Source organism: Pseudomonas sp. QTF5 (assembly GCF_000512695.2).
GTDB lineage: Bacteria > Pseudomonadota > Gammaproteobacteria > Pseudomonadales > Pseudomonadaceae > Aquipseudomonas.
The window spans coordinates 61,924-81,447 of sequence record NZ_AZRW02000020.1 but is presented as its reverse complement, the minus strand read 5'-3'; the positions used below and the strand labels follow the sequence as shown (position 1 = coordinate 81,447).

Here is a 19,524-nt window from a genome sequence, read left to right as displayed (position 1 = left end):
CCCGCCTCTGTACAAGAGTGCGGGGCTTCTTCAATTCAATCGGCGAGTGATGAACCGTCAGAAACGGTAGGTCGCGCCTACACCGAAACCGTTCGCCCAGTTTTCATACTTGGCGTTGTAGGTCTGGCCACGGTTGTTGCTGTTGTTGACCTTGACCGACTCTTCACGCAGGTACGAGTACGCCACGTCGATGGTCAAATCGTCGGTCGGGCTCCAGCCGGCGCCCAGGCTGAAAATCTTGCGATCGCCTGTCGGGATGCGCGGGGAGCGGTCGACGTTGTTGGTCGGTGCCTGGTCGACGGACAGACCGGTACGCAGTACCCATTCCTTGTTCAACTGGTAGGACGCGCCGATGGCGTGAGCCCAGGTGTCGTGCCAGTTCTGCTCTTCGGTGATGGTGCCGAACTGGCCATTCAAAATGGTCGGCACGCCTTCGTTTTCGACGCGGATTTCTTTCAGGCGGCTCCAGCGAGTCCAGGTGCTGCCTGCGTAGAGGGTCCACTTGTCGTTCAGCGCGTGAGTGACCGAGAAGTCGACCGACTCAGGCGTGGTTACGTCCAGCGAAGCGTCGTACTTCTGGCTTGGGTTCTGGCCCACCGCTGCGAGGACGTTGTAGTTGACCTTGGTGTCGCCTTCGAGCTTGTACTTCACTTTCGAGTGGTAGGTCAGGCCAACGCGCGTGCTGTCGGTGGCTTGAACCAGCACGCCGATGTTGTAGCCCAGCGCGGTGTCGTCGCCCTTGATCTTGACCTTGCCGTCCGGCGCGGCCTGAGTGATCGACAGGTTCGATTCCAGGGTCCCTTCAATGCGGTTGATGGTCGGACCGAAGCCGATCGACACCTTGTCGTTGAGGGCGTAGCTGACGGTCGGTTGCAAGGTGATGACTTTCACTTCGCTCTTGCTGCCGAAGTAACGGCCGGCAAAGCCGTTCTCGTAGTCGGTCACCAGGCCGAAAGGGGCATACATGCCGATGCCGAATGCCCAATGGTCATCGATTGGCTTGACGTAGTAGCCCATCGGCACGGCAACGAGCGGAACCATGTCGCCATCGTTGCTGCCGCTGTTCGGGCTGGAACTGGCGTGGCTGATGTCGGTGTGTGCGTCGAGCAGTGCAGCGCCGCCGGTCACTTGTTCGCGCTTGAGGCGAGACATGCCGGCAGGGTTGCCGAAAATGGTGCTTGCGTCGTCGGCAGAAGAGGATCGCCCGGCAAAACCTGTGCCCATCCCGCTGATGCTTTGTTCGTTGATGGCAAAGCCACTTGCAAATATCTGGGTGGATGCCAAGGCAACGGCGAGGCTAAGGGTGGTTTTGAGCATTACTTTTTTCATTATTAGAACTCCTGGTGATCACCGGGGCGAAAATTACCAACATTTTCGTCCAGGCGCTATAGCCTGTATCGCTTGAGTTAGAGCGGTTTTGTAGGACAATCAGACCATAATCGCGACATTTTGTGCGATCTTCGGAAAATGGGTAAATCAGCAGGCGACCTGATTCAAGGATGAAACACAGGTTTGCCAGGCGTAGGTAAAATCTCGCAGACGACCTTGGGGCTGGAATGTCTGGCGCCAGATTCGGGCCATTCCCAGTAGGTCATCGGAGGCGGGGAGGGGAGTGTTCTGTTCTTCTACCAGCAGCCAGGCGATGGCAGTGGCGTAACGCAGGTTGACGGTCAATTCCACGTGCGGGCCGCTGAGAAAAGCATGCTGGCTGGCCAAGCCGCGGACCAGGCTTGCCCGATCCGGGTCCAGGGCCAGGTAGTGATCCCAAAGTGCCTTGTGGCGGGGCTCGGTGATTCGGTACAGGCCGTGTCCACGACGGTCATGCAGGGCTGAACCAAGGGCTGACTGACTGGCGGCGATGCCCAGTAGCAGGGATTCGGCAGTTGCGCTGTGGCGTCCGAGGTAGATCAATGTCGGACGGATCACATAACGACACAGTTCGCTGGCAGCGATACCCATAAAGCCCTCGAAACCTGAAGTGGTCGGCGAGACCTGAAGGGGGCCTTGGCAGCAATGGATCGATTCAGTCTCGCCGGAAGCGGATCAAGCCGCTTGAGTTGAAGTGTAGTGTCATTATTTCGCTGTAAAGGACTGTTTTTAAAATATTTCCGGCTTCGAGTTATAACCGTTATATCGGTTGGTGCTTAGCCGTAGGTCGCGAAATGAGAAATATCGGGCAATAAAAAGCCCCGCTTTTCAGCAGGGCTTTTGAGGTTTTCAGCCTTTCTGGCGTCTCAGGCAACCAGTGCCTGGCGAGTGCGTTCGATCACAGCCTGCAGCGGTTCTGCGCTGGAGTATTGATCCGGGTACAGGCGTTCGCTGTGACGAGCGATGCCGTGTTCGTTGACCAGAGTGAAGCTGAAGCAGCCTTTGCGAGCGGCCATAATCAGGCAGTTCATTGGAGCAAAAGCGTTGGTTAGGGTGCGAATGGCATCCTGAGTGTGGATTTGAGTGGACATAATTGGTGTTCCTACAAGCGACACGGATAAGAACCGTGCAAAGTTAAAACGTTCCAGTGACGACGACCACCATTGGTCGAACGAAGAACCCGACTGGAACAAAGCAGCCAGTTTGAAGCGCTGATAAATTGGCGCGCTTGGGCTGGCAGGTAGGTACTTAGGAGGGCAGGCAACACATCAAGGGCAAAGGTTCTGGGCCCGGGGTGAAGATCCTGATCAATTTGCAGGCTGGTTCGGTCAGAGTAAGTGAGCTTCGCAACACCCTTGGTTTTCGATTCAAAGGCTATGTTGGCGCAAGATTTACCTGGAAACCATCGAGGTGGTCGATCCCGCTTTGTCGGTGAAGGCGTCTCTTGGAGAAGGCTGACCGGGGGGATTTGTTCGACCAGAATTGACTTTCAGCTTGGTACTAACGCCGCGGATACTAACGGATTGAATTGCGAAAGGGAAGTCTGTTCGCAAAAAAGATCGCTGGAATACCTATCGACGAGTTCCGGCTGAGTGGTCGCAAGAGTCACCGGGAGACGAGTGCCCCGTAATAACCCGCAACCCGACCGTTGATCCGAGAGGACGATCGAGCCAGGATCAATCTGTAGCGCGGGTTGCACGGGTTTATCCCCAGGCATTACCAAAAAACGCGCCGAAAAAGCGCATCGATATAACTGCCTCGCAGAGACTTGTGCACATAAGTTGCGCGAACTGTAATCCCACTGTCATCCTCGCCTCAATGGGAGTGGGTGCCTGTAATGAAAATTTAAGTCAATGAAAAACATCGCTTTTTTTTACTGGTGAAAAAATCGTCAGTTTGACTGCGAGCCCCATCCCACACGGCTTTGCGCGAGTTCAAAGGCGGTTGTCCACTGAGTTATCCACAGCTTCTGTGGATTGTCCCAAGCGCTTGCTCTAGGACGGGCGTGCAGGCTTTTTTCGGCTTTACCTGTACGAAAAAAAGAGTAGAGTGGCGCGCCTTCCGATCTGCCCACAGTGCTTTATGAAGTTTCGCTCAGTATCAGCCCCTGCTGCCTCAACATCCCCCAGTATTACCCCACCCAAGCGCTTTTCGATGCGCGTGGCCGAGTGGCTACTGGACAGCCCGCGACTGGGCGAAAACTCCAACGTCAAACACTTCGCCGGACGCTTGCTCAAGCAGCCTGCCCGCGAAGGCGTCGTGGCCGCGCAAAGCCGCCTCGGCCAGCTGATGTGCCGCGAATGTGGAAATGCCCGGGACCGCCGCATTGGTCAGGAGCTGTTGCGTCAGGCCGCACGTGCGGGCGACCGACGCGCACAACAGGAACTCGGCCTGACCGAAGACTGAGCTGTCCAAGACCTGACGCTTTGGTTAACCTTCACGCTTTATCTGATCGGCAGGAGTGGCTATGGCGATGGACTTGACCAGCGCATTGCTGGGTCTGGCGGGCGCTGCACTGCCGTTACTGGTACTGGCCTGGCAACTTCAGCGTCGGGCAAGTTCGGGGCAGGCCGAGCTGGCGCTGTTGGAAGAGCGCCTCGCCATCGCCCAGCTGACGCAGGACGGCTTGAATGCCCAGCTTGATACCTGCCGTGATGAAATCGCCGACCTGAGCCAGGCCAACGCCGCCAAACAGGCCGATCTGGCCGCCGTGCGCCGTGAAGTCGAACTGCTGCAGATCGAACGCGACGATGCCCGCGACGCGGCCCACGCCTGGAATATCGAGCGCGCTGGCAAAGAGGCTGAATTGCGTCGCCTCGATGCTCAGGCAGCCTCTCTTAACGCCGAACTGCGTGAGCAGCAGGAAAGCCATCAGCAGCGCCTCAACGACCTGCAAGGCTCCCGAGACGAGCTGCGTGCGCAATTCGCCGAGCTGGCGGGCAAGATCTTCGATGAGCGTGAGCAACGCTTTGCCGAAACCAGCCAACAACGTTTGGGGCAGTTGCTCGATCCGTTGAAGGAACGTATCCAGTCGTTCGAAAAGCGCGTCGAGGAAAGCTATCAGGCCGAAGCCCGCGAGCGTTTTTCCCTGGCCAAGGAACTGGAGCGGCTGCAACAACTGAACCTGCGCCTGAGCGACGAAGCCACCAACCTGACGCGCGCCTTGAAAGGGCAGAAAACCCAAGGCAACTGGGGTGAACTGATTCTCGAACGGGTGCTTGAGCACGCGGGCCTGGAGAAGGGGCGTGAGTACCAGACCCAGGTCAATCTCAAGGGGCCGGACGGTGAGCGTTTCCAGCCGGATGTGATTATTTACCTGCCCGGCGACAAACAGGTCGTGGTCGATTCCAAGGTCAGCCTCACGGCCTATCAGCAATATGTGGCGGCCGAGGACGATGCCATCGGCCAGATCGCCATCAAACAGCATGTGCTGTCTCTGCGAAATCACGTCAAAGGCCTGGCCGGCAAGGACTACAAGCGGCTCGACGGCTTGCACAGCCTGGATTTCGTTCTGCTTTTCGTTCCGATCGAAGCGGCGTTTTCTGCGGCGTTGCAGGCTGAGCCGACGCTGTTTCAGGAGGCATTCGACCGCAATATCGTGATCGTCAGCCCGACCACGTTGCTGGCCACCTTGCGCGTCATCGACAGCCTGTGGAAGCAGGAACGCCAGAGCCAGAACGCCCGGGAAATCGCCGAGCGCGCCGGTTGGCTGTACGACAAATTCGTGTTGTTCATTCAGGATCTGGATGAAGTCGGCAATCGCCTGCAGCAACTGGACAAGGCCTACAGTTCTGCACGCAATAAGCTGACAGAAGGCCGCGGCAACCTGGTCAGCCGCAGCGAGCAGCTCAAACTGCTAGGGGCACGGGCCAGCAAGAGCTTGCCAGCGGACTTGCTGGAGCGGGCGATGACGGATGTCGATGGCTTGGCCGAGTTGCCGGAGTAGCCGAAAAGCTTCGCGAGCAAGTCGGATCGCCGCACCGCCGCTCCCACAGTGGATTGGTGTTGTTACACAAATAGAGTGAACACCACAAACCCCTGTGGGAGCGGCGGTGCGGCGATCCGACTTGCTCGCGAAGGCGTCAATCGCCCCACTACAGGGTTCAGACCTGCCGCATTACAACGGCAAATACCGACTCAACAACGCCCGCAACGCCGCCGGTTTCACTGGTTTGGCCAGGTAATCCAGGCCCGCCGCATGCACCTGGGCCACCGTCTCCGGCCGTCCATCGGCACTGATCACCACCCCCGGCACCGGCTCACCCAGTTGCGTGCGCAACCACGCCATCAACTCGGTTCCGGTCTCGCCATCGTCCAGGTGGTAATCCACCAGCGCCAGTTGCGGACGCATCCCATCACCGAGCAGCGTCGCGCATTCATCACGATTGCGCGCGGTCCAGACCTGGCAACCCCAGCGCGTGAGCAAACTGTTCATGCCGATCAGGATGCTGTCTTCGTTGTCGATACACAGCACCTGCGCGCCGCTGAGCAAATGGCCATTGAGTTCGGCGACTTTGGTTGGCATCGCGGTTTGTACCCGAGCCAACGGCACGCTGACACTAAACACGCTGCCGCGCCCCGGCCAGGAACGCACGCGCAAGGTGTGACCCAACACGCGACACAGCCCATCGGCAATCGCCAGGCCCAGACCCAGACCTTTCTCGGCCCGGGTCTGGTGGCTGTCGAGGCGTTTGAACTCTTCGAAAATCATCCGCTGTTTGTTTTCCGGAATACCCGGTCCACGGTCCCAGACCTCCAGGCACAGTTCGCCGTTGCGCCGCCGAACGCCGAGCAACACCGGCCCTTTGGCGTAGCGGAAGGCATTGGTCAGGAAGTTCTGCAAAATCCGCCGAAGCAGTTTGATGTCGCTGTCGACCCGCAGCGCGCTACCCCTGACGCGGAATTTCAGCCCCTGTTCCTGAGCCAGCGCCTTGAACTCGGCGCCCAATGTATGGAACAACTCATTGAGCATGAAGGGCTTGCGATCAGGGTTGATCTTGCCGTTTTCCAGGCGGGAAATGTCCAGCAGGTCGCTGATCAGGTCCTCGGCCGAGCGCAGTGAACTGTCCAGGTGATGAACCAGTTTCTGCGCCTCACTGGATAAACTGTCTTCCTGATGAGAGAGGGCGGCAGAGAACAGTCGCGCAGCGTTCAGCGGTTGCATCAGGTCATGGCTGACGGCGGCCAGGAAACGGGTTTTCGACTGGTTGGCCGATTCGGCGGTGCCCTTGGCTTCGGTCAGGGCAAGGTTGAGTTGCGACAGTTCGTGGGTTCGTTCGGTGACCCGTTGCTCGAGGCCTTCGTTGGCTTCTTTCAGCGCTTGCTCGGCTTCGCGGAACGCGGTGATGTCGGTGAAGCTCATGACGAAACCGCCGCCGGGCATCGGGTTACCGATCAGCTCGATCACTCGACCATTGGGAAACAGCCGCTCGGAGGTATGGGCCCGGCCCTGACGCATCCAGTGCAAGCGACGGGCGACATGCACCTCTGCTTCGCCGGGGCCGCACAGACCGCGCTCGGCGTTGTAGCGAATGATGTCGGCAATCGGCCGGCCAACGCTGATCAAACCGTCAGGGTAGTTGAATAACTCAAGGTAGCGCCGGTTCCAGGCCACCAGTTTCAACGACTGGTCGACCACGCTGATGCCTTGGGTGATGTTCTCGATGGCGCCTTGCAGCAGGGCGCGATTGAACTGCAGCACTTCCGAGGTTTCGTCGGCGATCCGCACGACATCCTCGAGCTGCATTTCCCGACCTTCGATGGCGGCTTTTACCACCGCCCGGGTCGAGGATGCACCGAGTACACCGGCCAGCAAGCGTTCGGTATGGGCGATCCATTCACCGTCCGCGTTCAGGTTCGGGTTGAAGCCTTTGCCCTGGCGGTAGGCGAAACGGATGAAGCTCTGACGAGCCCGTTCTTCGCCGACAAAACGGGCGGCCAGTTGCAGCAAGTCGTTGATCTGTACCGCCAGCATCGAACGGGCGCTTGGGCGGGCGCTAATTTCCTGGCCGATGAAGCGGCCGGCCTGCCAATGCTCCGAAACCCGCGTGCGTGACAGTAGCGAGACCCAGGCGAACAAGGTGAAGTTGCCCGCCAGGGACAGCACCACGCCTTGAGTCAGCGGTGTGATCGGCAGGTTCAACGGGTTGCCTTGCAGCCAGGCCAGGCCCGGAAAACTGCTCATGGGCAGACCGAGACTGTTGGCGGCGATCGGTAGCACCAGAGTGTAGAACCAGAGGAACGTCCCGGCGGCCAGTCCCGCGAACACCCCACGGCGGTTAGCCTGTTTCCAATACAGCGCGCCGAGCATGGCCGGGGCCAGTTGGGTCACGGCGGCGAAGGCGATCTGGCCGATGGTTGCCAGGCTTGCGGTGGAGCCCAGCAGTCGATAACTGACATAGGCCAATAGCAGAATGACCACGATGCTCACCCGGCGCACCGAAAGCATCCACTGGCGGAACACTTCGAACGGCCGCTCGGCGTTGTTACGCCGCAGCAACCACGGCAGCAGCAAGTCGTTGGAGAGCATGGTCGACAGCGCCACGCTGGCCACGATCACCATGCCGGTCGCCGCGGAAGCGCCGCCAATAAACGCCAGCATCGCCAGAGCAGGGTGGGATTGGGCCAGGGGCAGGCTGATGACGAATGAATCCGGCAGTACCGAACTGGGCAGCATCATCTGGCCGGCCAGCGCGATCGGCACGACAAACAATGCCGCCAGCGCCAGATAGGCCGGGAACACCCACTTGGCCAAACGCAGATCCTGAGGCTCGATGTTTTCCACCACGGTCACATGGAACTGCCGGGGCAGGCAGATGATCGCCATCATCGCCACGCCGGTTTGCACCACCATGGACGGCCAGTTGATGGTTTCTTTCCAGTACGCTTCGAGACGCGGGGCGAGCATGGCCTGGTCGAACAGATCGTCGAAACCGTCGTACAGGCCGTAGGTCACGAACGCGCCGACCGCGAGAAAAGCGAACAGTTTGACCAGTGATTCAAAGGCGATCGCCAGCACCATGCCGCGGTGGTGTTCCGTGGCGTCGAGGTTGCGGGTACCGAAAACGATGGTGAACAGCGCCAGCACCAAGGATACGATTAGCGCCGTGTCCTGCGCGCGGGTGCCCATGGCGTCGGCACCGGCGCCGATCAGCAGGTTCACGCCCAGCACGATGCCCTTGAGCTGCAAGGCGATGTAGGGCAACACGCCGACCAGACAGATCAGCGCCACCACCACCGCCAGCGATTGGGATTTGCCGTAACGGGCGGCGATGAAGTCGGCAATGGAGGTGATGTTCTCCTGTTTGCTGATCATCACCATTTTTTGCAGGACCCACGGCGCGCACACCAGCAGCAGGATCGGCCCGAGGTAGATCGGCAGGAATGACCAGAGTTGTTCGGCCGCCTGGCCCACTGCGCCAAAGAACGTCCAACTGGTGCAATAAACGGCCAGCGACAGGCTGTACACCCAGGCCCGCACCCGTGGCGGCAACGGCGTGCTGCGACGGTCGCCGTAAAAGGCGATAGCGAACAGGATGGCCATATAGGCCAGGGCGACGGTGGCGATCAGCCCGATGGACAGCGACATGGGAGCTCCAGACAAAAGACATCCGGGGGACTTCGCCCGGTCAAAACAGTTTCGCATGACCACCAGAGTTAGTCAGTGTCGACCAAGGTCGTGGCGCGGCGGGGTGTCGCAGGTTGGGAGTCAGTTGGATCTTTGGTGTCTTGTCGGGCCTCTTCGTGGGCAAGCCTCGCTCCTACAGCGAAGACGGCGTTACTGATTCAACGCAATATCGATCAACCGATGCAATCCGTCAAAGTCTGTGGCATCGATGTTCTATGACCGTTAGCCTTGGCACCGCCATTCATTTCGACGGACCGACCCATGAAGATCATCCGCAGCAAATCTTTCACCGGTGACCGTGCTTGGGCGGCGCTGGACATTGCCAACATGAACGGCATCACCACTCGTTTGCACTGGACCGATCAGCCCTATAAATGGCATATCAACGACGGTCAGGAAGTGTTCGTGGTACTCGATGGGCAGGTGCAGATGCGTTATCGCGAAGAAGGCCTGGAAAAGGAAACGCTACTCGAAGTCGGCGATATTTTTTATGCCTCCGTGGGCACTGAGCATGTAGCTCATCCGTTGAGTGTGGCGAGAATATTGGTGATCGAATCTGAAGGCAGTGTCTGATTAGTTATCTATAAAGCAGATAACAGTTAGAGATATTGCCCGTTATATCGATATTCTATTCGGATCTATCATGAACTCCACCTCACAAGAGGACAGGAGTTCACCATGACCTGCACCCATAGCGTTAAACCCGGTATCAAACCGCTCAGTCATTTGCAGCACCCACGTGAGGCCATCCGCCAATTCACCCCCAACTGGTTCGCGGCGACTATGGGCACGGGTGTATTGGCGCTGGCGCTTGCGCAATTGCCGGTGTCGAATCCCGGTCTGCATGCCTTTGCCGAAGGGGTGTGGCTGTTCAATATTGCCCTTTTTGTTTTGTTCACGGCCCTGTATGCCGCGCGTTGGGTCATGTTCTTCGACGAGGCGCGGCGGATTTTTGGGCACTCCACGGTTTCGATGTTTTTCGGCACCATTCCCATGGGGCTTGCGACCATCATCAATGGCTTTCTGCTGTTCGGTTTGCTGCGCTGGGGCGATGGAGTGATTCACCTCGCCGAAGTGCTGTGGTGGCTGGACGTGGCGATGTCGCTGGCCTGCGGCGTATTGATTCCCTACATGATGTTCACTCGTCAGGAGCACAGCATCGACCAGATGACCGCCGTCTGGCTGTTGCCAGTGGTGGCGGCGGAAGTGGCGGCTGCCAGCGGCGGCTTGTTGGCGCCGCACTTGGTCGATGCTCATTCACAACTGGTGGTGTTGGTGACCAGCTACGTGCTCTGGGCGTTTTCCCTGCCGGTGGCGTTCAGCATTCTGACCATCCTGTTGCTGCGTATGGCGTTGCATAAATTGCCCCACGAAAACATGGCCGCCTCGAGCTGGCTGGCCCTTGGGCCGATTGGCACCGGTGCGCTGGGTATGTTGCTGTTGGGCGCCGACGCGCCAGCGATCTTTGCCGCCAACGGTCTGCCGGGTATCGGCGAGATTGCCGCAGGGCTTGGCTTGGTGGCCGGCATCACACTGTGGGGCTTCGGGCTCTGGTGGATGCTGATTGCGCTGTTGATCACCGCGCGTTACTTGCGCGCCGGCATCCCGTTCAACCTCGGCTGGTGGGGCTTCACTTTCCCGCTGGGTGTCTATTCACTGGCTACGCTGAAACTGGCCAGCACCTTGAACCTGACGTTTTTCAGTGTTTTTGGTTGCGTGTTGGTGGCCATGCTGGCGGTGATGTGGTTGATAGTCGCCAAGCGTACGGTGCAGGGTGCGTGGCGGGGTGAGCTGTTTGTCTCGCCGTGCATTGCAGGATTAAAGAAATAACCGGCCAAGATTGGGTAATCTGTGGCCTGGATCGACGTTCGATATTCCAATAAAAGTATCCACGCCACTCTTTACCCACTCTCTACCCAACATCAGGGACACATGGAAGATGAGTCACCCCTCTCAGTTCACCTTGCTTCGTACTCGGCGCTTCCTGCCGTTTTTTATCACGCAGTCGCTCGGGGCGTTCAACGACAACATCTTCAAGCAGTCGCTGATTCTCGCCATTTTGTACAAGCTGACTATCGAGGGTGACCGCTCGATCTGGGTCAACCTGTGTGCGTTGCTGTTTATCCTGCCGTTCTTCCTGTTTTCGGCGCTGGCCGGGCAGTTCGGGGAAAAGTTCGCCAAGGACGCGCTGATCCGTCTGATCAAGCTCGGGGAAATCGTCATCATGGCGGTGGGCGCGGTCGGTTTCATGTTCGATCACCTGTCGCTGATGCTGGTGGCGCTGTTTGCCATGGGCACCCATTCGGCGCTGTTCGGGCCGGTGAAGTATTCGATCCTGCCGCAGGCCTTGCGCGAAGAAGAGCTGGTGGGCGGCAACGGTCTGGTGGAAATGGGCACTTTCCTGGCAATTCTCGCCGGGACCATTGGCGCCGGGATCATGATGTCGTCCAGCAATTACGCGCCGGTCGTGTCCACGGCCATCATCGGTATCGCGGTGCTCGGTTACCTGGCCAGCCGCAACATTCCCCGGGCCGCGGCGGCATCGCCGGAAATGCGCCTGAACTGGAATATCTTCAGCCAGTCCTGGGCCACCTTGAAACTGGGTCTCGGGCAAACCCCTGCGGTATCGCGTTCGATCGTCGGTAACTCATGGTTCTGGTTTGTCGGGGCGATTTATCTGACGCAGATTCCGGCCTATGCCAAGGAATGGATGCACGGCGACGAGACCGTGGTAACGCTGATTCTTACGGTGTTCTCGGTCGGTATCGCACTGGGATCGATGCTCTGCGAGAAGCTCTCCGGACGCAAAGTCGAGATCGGTCTGGTACCGTTCGGCTCATTCGGTCTGACGGTGTTTGGCCTGTTGCTGTGGTGGCATTCCGGCGGGATTCCGGACAGCGTTGCTGGCCATGGCTGGATCGAAGTCCTTGGGTTTGGCCGCGCCTGGCTGGTGTTGATCGATATTCTGGGGCTTGGGGTCTTCGGTGGTTTCTACATTGTGCCGCTGTATGCGCTGATCCAGTCGCGTACCGTCGAGAATGAGCGTGCTCGGGTGATCGCCGCCAACAACATTCTTAACGCTCTGTTCATGGTGGTGTCGGCGATTGTGTCGATCCTCTTGCTGAGCATCGCCAAGCTGTCGATCCCGCAGCTGTTCCTGGTGGTGTCGCTGCTGAACATTGGCGTCAACGCCTATATCTTCAAGATCGTCCCCGAGTTCAGCATGCGTTTCATGATCTGGCTGCTCGGCCATTCCATGTACCGCGTCGAGCATCGCAATCTGCAGCTGATTCCCGATGAGGGCGCGGCACTGCTAGTTTGCAACCATGTGTCGTTCGTCGATGCGTTGCTGATTGGCGGCGCAGTGCGTCGGCCGATTCGCTTTGTGATGTATTACAAAATCTACAACTTGCCGGTACTGAACTTCATCTTCCGCACCGCCGGGACAATTCCGATCGCGGGGCGTCAGGAAGATATTCAGATCTACGAAAAAGCCTTCACCCGCATCGCCCAGTATCTGAAGGACGGCGAGCTGGTGTGCATTTTCCCTGAAGGCAAGTTGACCGCCGATGGCGAGATCAACGAGTTCAAGGGCGGGCTGACGCGGATTCTCGAAGAAACGCCGGTGCCGGTGATTCCGCTGGCGTTGCAGGGGTTGTGGGGAAGTTTCTTCAGCCGTGATCCGGACAAGGGCGTGTTTCGCAGGCTGTGGTCGCGGGTGACTTTGGTGGCGGGGCCGGCGGTGGCCGTTGAAGCGGCTGAACCGGCGACATTGCAAGGGTTGGTGGGGGATTTGCGTGGGGCCGTTAGATAGTCGGTAACTTTGCGGGCCTCTTCGCGAGCAAGCCCGCTCCCACATTGGAATGCGGTCAAATGTGGGAGCGGGCTTGCCCGCGAAGACGGTAGTGGCCTAAGCGCTAACCTTGAGCCCAACCAACCCGGCAATGATCAACGCCACACTGGCCAGCCGAAACAGCGCCATGGATTCACCAAACAGAATGATTCCGGCGATCACCGTGCCCACCGCACCCACGCCAGTCCAGACCGCATAGGCCGTGCCCAGCGGCAATTCCTTCATGGCAAGGCCCAGCAGGCCAAGGCTGATCGCCATGGCGGCAACGGTCAGTGCGGTAGGAATAGGGCGGCTGAAACCGTCGGTGTATTTCAGGCCGACGGCCCAGCCGACTTCGAACAGACCAGCGAAAAACAGAATGATCCAGGACATCACAGACCTCATCGATGGATGGGGTCGTCCCCGGATTAATCACTCGATCGAGCCGCGAGGTCGTCCCCGCGTTGGGCAATAGAGTGCCCATCATTAACCCGAGGATCAAGTTTGCGGCTTAATCCGCTGCCTGCTGAGCAGCGATTTGCCGGTCTTCTTTCTCGCTCATACGACGGAAATACGTCGAGAGTAGCGCCCCGGAAATGTTGTGCCAGACGCTGAACAATGCGCTCGGCACAGCTGCCAGCGGCGAGAAGTGCGCACTGGCCAGTGCGGCACCCAAGCCGGAGTTCTGCATGCCGACTTCCAGTGCCAGGGATTTGCGCTGGGCCAGAGGCAGGTTGAACAGGCGCCCGGTGAAATAACCCAGCAAGTAGCCGAAGCTGTTGTGCAACATCACCACGGCCATGATCAGCAGGCCGGATTCGGCAATCTTCGCCTGGCTGGCAGCCACCACTGCGGTGACGATGATCACGATGCTCACCACCGACACCAGTGGCAACACATCCACCGCGTGACGAACCCGATCACCGAGTACGCGCTGGGCAACCACGCCGAGCACGATTGGCAGCAGCACGACTTGCAGGATCGACCAGAACAGCTCCATGAACGATACCGGCAACCAGGTCGAGGCCAGCAACCAGATCAGTGCCGGGGTCAGCAGCGGAGCGAGGAGGGTGGTGACGGCGGCAATGGCCACCGACAACGCCAGATCGCCGCGTGCGAGCCAGGTCATCACGTTCGACGAGGTGCCACTTGGGCAGCAGCCGACCAGAATCACGCCGACGGCGATTTCCGGCGGCAGGTGGAAAACCTGGCACAGCAACCACGCCACGCCGGGCATGATCACGAAATGAGCGACCACGCCCAGGGCCACGCGCCACGGATGGCGAGCGACTTCGGCGAAGTCTTCGAGTTTGAGGGTCAGGCCCATGCCGAACATCACCAGCCCCAGCAGCGGCACAATGGCGCCTTTCAAGCCGATGAACCAGGTCGGTTGCACAAACGCCACGACGGCAAAAATCAGTACCCAGTAAGCGAAGGTGTTGCCGACAAAACGACTCAATGCAGCCAGTGCGCGCATGGCCTGATCCTTGTTATTCGTATTCAAAAATTACGCAGGCCTAATGTGGGAGCGGGCTTGCTCGCGAAAGCGGTCTGCCATTCAACGATGATGTTGACTGTCAGGACGCCTTCGCGAGCAAGCCCGCTCCCACATTTAGACCGTGCGTCGGCTTAGATGCCCTGCGGGGTCTCTTCACCACCCAGCGCTTCAACCATCGACGGCAGGAAGTCGCCGAAGGTCAGCATCATTAGCGTGAAGCTGGCGTCCAGTTGGCCCAGGGCTTCGTCGCCACCGTCCTGTTCCGCCTGATCTTGCAGCAGGTCTTCGAACTTCAGGCGCTTGACCACCATTTTGTCGTCGAGCACGAACGACAGTTTGTCCTGCCAGGCCAGCGACAATTGAGTGACCACTTTGCCGGTGCTCAGGTGCAGCTGGATTTCTTCGCTGGTCAGGTCCTGACGCTTGCAGCGCACGATGCCGCCGTCTTCGTGGGTGTCGCGCAGTTCGCACTCGTCCAGCACGAAGAAATCATTCGCGGCTTTCTGGGTGGTAACCCACTCGGTCATGGTCGCGGTCGGCGACATCTTCACCGTCAGCGGACGCACCGGCAGGGTGCCGATCACTTCACGCAGGGTGGACAGCAGGTCTTCGGCACGTTTCGGGCTAGCCGAGTTAACCAGGATCAGACCCTGTTTCGGCGCGATGGCGGCGAAGGTCGACGAGCGACGGATAAAGGCGCGAGGCAGGAAGGCCTGGATGATTTCATCCTTGATCTGATCGCGTTCCTTTTTGTAGACCTTGCGCATCTGTTCGGCTTCGATCTCTTCGACCTTTTCCTTAACCGCGTCACGCACGACGCTGCCCGGCAGAATGCGTTCTTCCTTACGGGCGGCGATCAGCAGGAAGTCTCCGCTGACGTGTACCAGTGGCGCATCTTCGCCTTTGCCAAATGGCGCGACGAAACCGTAGGTGGTCAACTCCTGGCTTGCACATGGACGCGCCAGTTTGGTGGCCAGTGCAGTTTCCAACGCCTCGGCATCAAAAGGCAGATCTTGGGTCAGGCGATAGATAAGCAGGTTTTTGAACCACATGGGGTGAGTCTCTCCTTTATACAAAGGGGGGCATTATTGTCCTCCGTGTGCTGTAGGCCAACCCTTCTCTAAGCCTTTGGAAGGCCTGAGAAAATTAATTAAAAAAGTGCTTGCCAGAGGTTGGGTCGCTCCGTAGAATGCGCGCCACACCGAAAGTGAAGGGTGATTAGCTCAGCTGGGAGAGCGTCTGCCTTACAAGCAGAATGTCGGCGGTTCGATCCCGTCATCACCCACCATTCGCTTTAGTGTTACGCGCAGCGGTAGTTCAGTCGGTTAGAATACCGGCCTGTCACGCCGGGGGTCGCGGGTTCGAGTCCCGTCCGCTGCGCCATATTCGGTAACCTGGAACGCTGAACGCCAGGTCACCACGGAAAAGCCCGCTAACGCGGGTTTTTTTCTGTCTGTAGTTTGTCGGTAGTTCCTGCAGGGTGTGTCGTTTTACCGGTTTTCAGATTTTTTTGATTTTTTATCAATTAAATCAACACTTTATGAAAATCTGTGGCACAATGCGCCCCGCAACGAAGGTAAAGGGTGATTAGCTCAGCTGGGAGAGCGTCTGCCTTACAAGCAGAATGTCGGCGGTTCGATCCCGTCATCACCCACCACTTACTTTCAACGCTACGCGCAGCGGTAGTTCAGTCGGTTAGAATACCGGCCTGTCACGCCGGGGGTCGCGGGTTCGAGTCCCGTCCGCTGCGCCATATTCGGTATCTGGAACGCTGAACGCCAGGTACCACGGAAAGCCCGCTTAATGCGGGCTTTTTGCTGTCTGGAGATTGCCTTTGTGCGGTCCCTCCACTGAAAAAGCGACCGGTTCGGGTAATGCCAGTTGAGCGCAATCCAATGTGGGAGCGGGCTTGCTCGCGAAGGCGTCGGGTCAGCCAACATCAATGTTGAATGACACACCGCTTTCGCGAGCAAGCCCGCTCCCACAGGTTCCGCACCCGACCAGCATTAACCTTCTTGGGTCGCTTTTTTCGTTCCTGCCTTGCCTATTGTTCAGCGTTGCGGCTGTGTCGGTAGTCGCTCACCGCCTCGTACACCGCTTTACGCAACCGGTTGATCCCGCCAATCGGCCTATGGGCTTCAAGGCCGAACCATGGATTGAACGACTGATTGTCGCATTGCAGGTTCAGCGCCGGGGTGTCGAAGTCCTGGGCAGGCAGTTTGATCCGGGCCACGGTTTCGAAGGGCGCGTCACTTTCGCTCCACTCAATACTGGTGTCTTCGATCGGCATGTACTTGCCCGCATCCTGACGCTGGATCTGTAAAACGAAACACGCCGGCACCCGATCGGTCGATAGCTGCTGGTTCAGTGCACTGCGCAGGAAGTTCGGCAGGTTTTGATTTTGCGTGGGCAGCGCGTAGGCCGGGCAGCTATCAGGATCCGGCATCACCCGGAATTTGGCGTTGGCGTCACCGAACTTGTATGGCGATACCGAAAAGTAAGTGGTCTGCGTCGGGCTTGTCGGGGCAGGGGAGAGCGTCGCCAGCGCAATAAACAGATGGCGAACCTGCCAGGTGCGCGGGTTCCAACCCGGGAAGAACGCCATCACCTTTTTGCCATCAGCCTGAGCAGCCACATTCTGACGATACTCGGCGACATCGCTGACAAAGAAGTTCGGATGGTTGAACATCACGAAATCCTGTTCGCTGCGCCCTTGCCGGTCACTCAGCAACTGTTTACCAGGCACATCGAACAGTTTGATCGCCATGCCCCGGGCATCGCGGATGCTGTCGAACTGCGGATACGCATTGCCGTTGGACAGCCGCATCGTCGCCTGCCAGGTTTTGCCGGGTTCGCTGAATACGCCTTGACGTAACTCCGCCGCCAGATCCGGCAGCACCTGAACCTCGGCCTTCACGCAGCCATGAGCCTTGGCGTGGGCATCGCGCAGGTAGCGGGTACTTTCACGGTGTTGATCGACGATACGCACGGCCGTCTGGATGATGTCCTGGGTCATTGCCGCTTCGCCGTCCGGAATCAGCTCTTCAGCCGATACCGGGCCGCGATGCTGCCAGGCGGACCAGGCCATGATCAGCGCCCAGCCGAGCAGGCCCAGACCTATCAACCACAGCAGGGTTTTGCCGAGGAAGACGCCAAGGCGCAACCAGAGAGTGATCAGCATGGGTCAATCCTTTTGACTGAGAAAGCGGTCTGGCAATTGTGACTCCATCGGGCCGCCCAACACTTTCAGGTATTCCAGCAGCGCCCAGCGTTCCTCCGGTTGCAGCAGGCGACCAATGACGCCGTTGCCGCGCTCGCCTGCGCGGAATTCATGACCGCTGTTGTGATTGCCAGTGATGCGCGTGTCGAACACAAAACCGTTGGTGAAGGCTTCGGTGCGATAACCCAAATGTTTGGGGTCGTATTCGAAGGTGCCCTTGTAGAACGTGGTGGCGCGTTCATCCTGGGGCGAGAGCAGTTGATAAATACTCGGAACCGAACCGTTGTGCAGAAACGGCGGCGTGGCCCAGACGCCTGCCAGTGGTCGGGCTTTGTAGCTACGCAATTCCTGAACGCCGATCGGCAGGCCGAATCCGTCCAGGTTCGGGCGCTCTGCAGGTGTCACATTGGCTTCGCGGTAGGCCTGGTTGCTCACGAAAGCAGTGACATAAGCGAGTCCCTTGGCCACTGACAACTGGCTCATATCCAATGGTTCCGTGGGTTTGGGATGCAGTTGTACGTCCAGTTGCGCAAGCTCTGCCGGATCCCACTGCAAGGCCGTCAGGTCGAAGCGATGGTCGGCAATGTTGTTGGCGGCGCCGGCGTCTGTGCCAATCACCTCCACAGGCAGTAATTTCAGATGATGCACCGGTCTGCCGTCGCTTTGTGTGACGCGAGGTACGTGGCATCCGGCGCAGTTTTCAGCGAACAGTTCGCGGCCTTTTGCGGCCAGGGGCTTGTCGATGTTGCCCAACAGGGCTTCCGGCCAGGCGGGCGGTTTGAGGCGTTGCAGGGTTTCTTCGATCCGGTGCAGATCGCGCACCCTGACGCTGGACGGGTAGCGGTCGTCGCCCTTGAAAGGCTGCCCGCTGCTGTCGAAGAAATTCAGCGTGGCGCCCACACCCAAGGCTTCACCGATATTACGGGCCATCGGTTGCTGCGCCGAACCGTTCCATTGCACCCAGTCGAAGGTCCACATCTCCCACAGTTGCGGGTAGTCCACCGGAGCATTGGCAACGCGGTAGTTGGCGGGTGAAATCGCGTCGCCGAAGCTGGCGTTGGCAATACGCCCGAAAGCGTCAGTGCGACCGGGGCCTTCTTCGGTGGGGTAGAGGCCGCGATGGGTGTCGTTCCAGGCCACTTTCAAGAAGGTATCGAGGGAGACTTTGAAGTCTTTGCGCAACTGTTGATGCCGGGCGTCGTAGTCCTGGCCCAGAACGTTTCGTGCGAAACGTTCGAACTTCCAGGGGTTGTAGTAAGTCGAGGTCAGACTGGCGACCAGTGCTTGTCCGAAACTGCCGCCTCGCAGCGTAGGAACGCTGGACGGCAACACATGCTGGGCCGAGCCACCGTCGATGCGCACGGCCTGGCCATTGAAGCGCAATTCGCCGGTGTGGCAGGCGGCGCAGGTGATGTCCAGAAACTCGTCCTGACTGCCGGGATTTTGATGACGGGCAAAGCCGACGGGCAGGTTCCCAGGGTTGTTCGGCGTGGCTTTCTGGCTCGGGTCGATCAGAAAGCCAAAGCGTGCGAGGTATTCGGGAGCGGCGAATCGGCGTTGCGAGAAGGGCAGCTCCAGGGCGTTGAACCAGTCATAGCGCAAACCTTTGACCTGGGTACCCTGAGGCGTGAAGTAGTAAGCCTGGCGGTCGGCGGCGCTCCATTGCTCCAGATAGTTCACCTGTTGCGCCGGTGACCAGACCGGCAATTTCGGGTTGGCGACGTAATACAGCACTATGGCGAGGCCTAGCCCCAGTAATACGGCGATCAGAATCAGCAAGCGGAATATGAGGCGCAAGATAAACATCCTTGTCAATTTGTAGCTCTCTTATGCCTCAGCTGACGAGGTGCGGCAAGAGGCCATTACGCCAGAGGCTGTGGGAACCGACCTTTGAGTTTGTAAGAGCCAAATGACAGAAGCTTCATCCTTCTATGGCCGAAATGCGTTTAAACACCTGAACTTATCAGACGTTTCCTGCT

The 19,524-nt window shown here is 58.7% G+C and carries 14 protein-coding genes and 4 tRNA genes; 9 read left to right on the top strand and 9 right to left on the bottom strand.

The annotated features are described in order from the left end of the window. Positions 1-57: 57 nt before the first annotated feature. From IC37_RS17040 to IC37_RS17030, 3 genes are all read right to left on the bottom strand, one after another. A complete protein-coding gene (locus tag IC37_RS17040) occupies positions 58-1,329 on the bottom strand; it encodes an OmpP1/FadL family transporter (protein ID WP_030131689.1) in 1,272 nt (423 codons plus the stop codon). A 147-nt stretch (positions 1,330-1,476) separates the two neighbouring features. Then, positions 1,477-1,959, bottom strand: coding sequence for a hypothetical protein (locus IC37_RS17035; RefSeq protein WP_030131688.1), 483 nt, complete (start codon positions 1,957-1,959; stop codon positions 1,477-1,479). A gap of 275 nt (positions 1,960-2,234) precedes the next feature. Next, a complete protein-coding gene (locus IC37_RS17030; protein ID WP_007898912.1) occupies positions 2,235-2,459 on the bottom strand; it encodes a hypothetical protein in 225 nt (74 codons plus the stop codon). A 991-nt stretch (positions 2,460-3,450) separates the two neighbouring features. On the opposite strand from IC37_RS17030, the gene IC37_RS17020 reads away from it, so the two are divergent. After that, complete coding sequence (locus IC37_RS17020; protein ID WP_081729396.1) at positions 3,451-3,774, top strand: hypothetical protein; 324 nt, start codon at positions 3,451-3,453, stop codon at positions 3,772-3,774. Positions 3,775-3,949: 175 nt separating this feature from the next. Beyond that, positions 3,950-5,314, top strand: a complete 1,365-nt coding sequence (gene rmuC / locus IC37_RS17015; RefSeq protein WP_177409410.1) for a DNA recombination protein RmuC — start codon at positions 3,950-3,952, stop codon at positions 5,312-5,314. Positions 5,315-5,485: 171 nt separating this feature from the next. On the opposite strand, the gene IC37_RS17010 is transcribed toward rmuC, so the two are convergent. Next, positions 5,486-8,956 carry a PAS domain-containing hybrid sensor histidine kinase/response regulator gene (locus tag IC37_RS17010; protein ID WP_030131685.1) on the bottom strand — a complete coding sequence of 1,157 codons (3,471 nt, stop codon included), beginning with the start codon at positions 8,954-8,956 and terminating at the stop codon, positions 5,486-5,488. A 300-nt stretch (positions 8,957-9,256) separates the two neighbouring features. Between IC37_RS17010 and IC37_RS17005 the strand changes: the two genes are divergently transcribed. The 3 genes from IC37_RS17005 to IC37_RS16995 all read left to right on the top strand — a co-directional run bounded on the left by IC37_RS17005 (position 9,257) and on the right by IC37_RS16995 (position 12,809). After that, positions 9,257-9,568 (top strand): cupin, encoded by a 312-nt coding sequence (locus IC37_RS17005; protein WP_030131684.1) that lies wholly within the window; start codon positions 9,257-9,259, stop codon positions 9,566-9,568. Between the two features lie 105 nt (positions 9,569-9,673). Next, positions 9,674-10,825: a TDT family transporter gene (locus tag IC37_RS17000; protein WP_030131683.1), complete on the top strand. Its 1,152-nt coding sequence runs from the start codon at positions 9,674-9,676 to the stop codon at positions 10,823-10,825. A gap of 109 nt (positions 10,826-10,934) precedes the next feature. Further along, positions 10,935-12,809, top strand: coding sequence for an MFS transporter (locus tag IC37_RS16995; RefSeq protein ID WP_030131682.1), 1,875 nt, complete (start codon positions 10,935-10,937; stop codon positions 12,807-12,809). 96 nt (positions 12,810-12,905) lie between these two features. On the opposite strand, the gene sugE is transcribed toward IC37_RS16995, so the two are convergent. The 3 genes from sugE to rdgC form a co-directional block, all read right to left on the bottom strand. Then, the gene (gene sugE / locus IC37_RS16990) at positions 12,906-13,220 is read right to left on the bottom strand and encodes a quaternary ammonium compound efflux SMR transporter SugE (protein ID WP_030131681.1); all 315 of its coding nucleotides are present in this window, start codon (positions 13,218-13,220) and stop codon (positions 12,906-12,908) included. Positions 13,221-13,338: 118 nt separating this feature from the next. Next, positions 13,339-14,304, bottom strand: a complete 966-nt coding sequence (locus tag IC37_RS16985) for a bile acid:sodium symporter family protein (RefSeq protein WP_030131680.1) — start codon at positions 14,302-14,304, stop codon at positions 13,339-13,341. Between the two features lie 152 nt (positions 14,305-14,456). Continuing rightward, positions 14,457-15,377 carry a recombination-associated protein RdgC gene (gene rdgC / locus IC37_RS16980; RefSeq protein ID WP_030131679.1) on the bottom strand — a complete coding sequence of 307 codons (921 nt, stop codon included), beginning with the start codon at positions 15,375-15,377 and terminating at the stop codon, positions 14,457-14,459. Positions 15,378-15,537: 160 nt separating this feature from the next. Here rdgC and IC37_RS16975 point away from each other — a divergent pair. The 4 genes from IC37_RS16975 (at position 15,538) to IC37_RS16960 (ending at position 16,078) form a co-directional block, all read left to right on the top strand. Next, positions 15,538-15,613 (top strand) — tRNA-Val (locus tag IC37_RS16975). 18 nt (positions 15,614-15,631) lie between these two features. After that, positions 15,632-15,708, top strand: a tRNA-Asp gene (locus tag IC37_RS16970). Between the two features lie 198 nt (positions 15,709-15,906). Then, positions 15,907-15,982 (top strand) — tRNA-Val (locus tag IC37_RS16965). A 19-nt stretch (positions 15,983-16,001) separates the two neighbouring features. Continuing rightward, positions 16,002-16,078: transfer RNA gene (locus IC37_RS16960), tRNA-Asp, on the top strand. A 291-nt stretch (positions 16,079-16,369) separates the two neighbouring features. Here IC37_RS16960 and IC37_RS16950 read toward each other — a convergent pair. Together IC37_RS16950 and IC37_RS16945 are read right to left on the bottom strand one after the other, a co-directional pair. Beyond that, positions 16,370-17,506, bottom strand: coding sequence for a catalase family protein (locus tag IC37_RS16950; protein WP_030131678.1), 1,137 nt, complete (start codon positions 17,504-17,506; stop codon positions 16,370-16,372). A 3-nt stretch (positions 17,507-17,509) separates the two neighbouring features. Further along, positions 17,510-19,342 (bottom strand): di-heme-cytochrome C peroxidase, encoded by a 1,833-nt coding sequence (locus tag IC37_RS16945; protein WP_030131677.1) that lies wholly within the window; start codon positions 19,340-19,342, stop codon positions 17,510-17,512. Between the last annotated feature and the right edge of the window lie 182 nt (positions 19,343-19,524).

What these genes read in the sequence shown, in the direction of transcription:
- sugE (WP_030131681.1), bottom strand. Translation starts at nt 13,220, where the DNA reads ATGTCCTGGATCATTCTGTTTTTCGCTGGTCTGTTCGAAGTCGGCTGG.
- rdgC (WP_030131679.1), bottom strand. Translation starts at nt 15,377, where the DNA reads ATGTGGTTCAAAAACCTGCTTATCTATCGCCTGACCCAAGATCTGCCT.
- IC37_RS17035 (WP_030131688.1), bottom strand. Translation starts at nt 1,959, where the DNA reads ATGGGTATCGCTGCCAGCGAACTGTGTCGTTATGTGATCCGTCCGACA.
- IC37_RS17040 (WP_030131689.1), bottom strand. Translation starts at nt 1,329, where the DNA reads ATGAAAAAAGTAATGCTCAAAACCACCCTTAGCCTCGCCGTTGCCTTG.
- IC37_RS17030 (WP_007898912.1), bottom strand. Translation starts at nt 2,459, where the DNA reads ATGTCCACTCAAATCCACACTCAGGATGCCATTCGCACCCTAACCAAC.
- IC37_RS16985 (WP_030131680.1), bottom strand. Translation starts at nt 14,304, where the DNA reads ATGCGCGCACTGGCTGCATTGAGTCGTTTTGTCGGCAACACCTTCGCT.
- IC37_RS17000 (WP_030131683.1), top strand. Translation starts at nt 9,674, where the DNA reads ATGACCTGCACCCATAGCGTTAAACCCGGTATCAAACCGCTCAGTCAT.
- IC37_RS17020 (WP_081729396.1), top strand. Translation starts at nt 3,451, where the DNA reads ATGAAGTTTCGCTCAGTATCAGCCCCTGCTGCCTCAACATCCCCCAGT.
- IC37_RS16950 (WP_030131678.1), bottom strand. Translation starts at nt 17,506, where the DNA reads ATGCTGATCACTCTCTGGTTGCGCCTTGGCGTCTTCCTCGGCAAAACC.
- IC37_RS17010 (WP_030131685.1), bottom strand. Translation starts at nt 8,956, where the DNA reads ATGTCGCTGTCCATCGGGCTGATCGCCACCGTCGCCCTGGCCTATATG.
- IC37_RS16995 (WP_030131682.1), top strand. Translation starts at nt 10,935, where the DNA reads ATGAGTCACCCCTCTCAGTTCACCTTGCTTCGTACTCGGCGCTTCCTG.
- IC37_RS17005 (WP_030131684.1), top strand. Translation starts at nt 9,257, where the DNA reads ATGAAGATCATCCGCAGCAAATCTTTCACCGGTGACCGTGCTTGGGCG.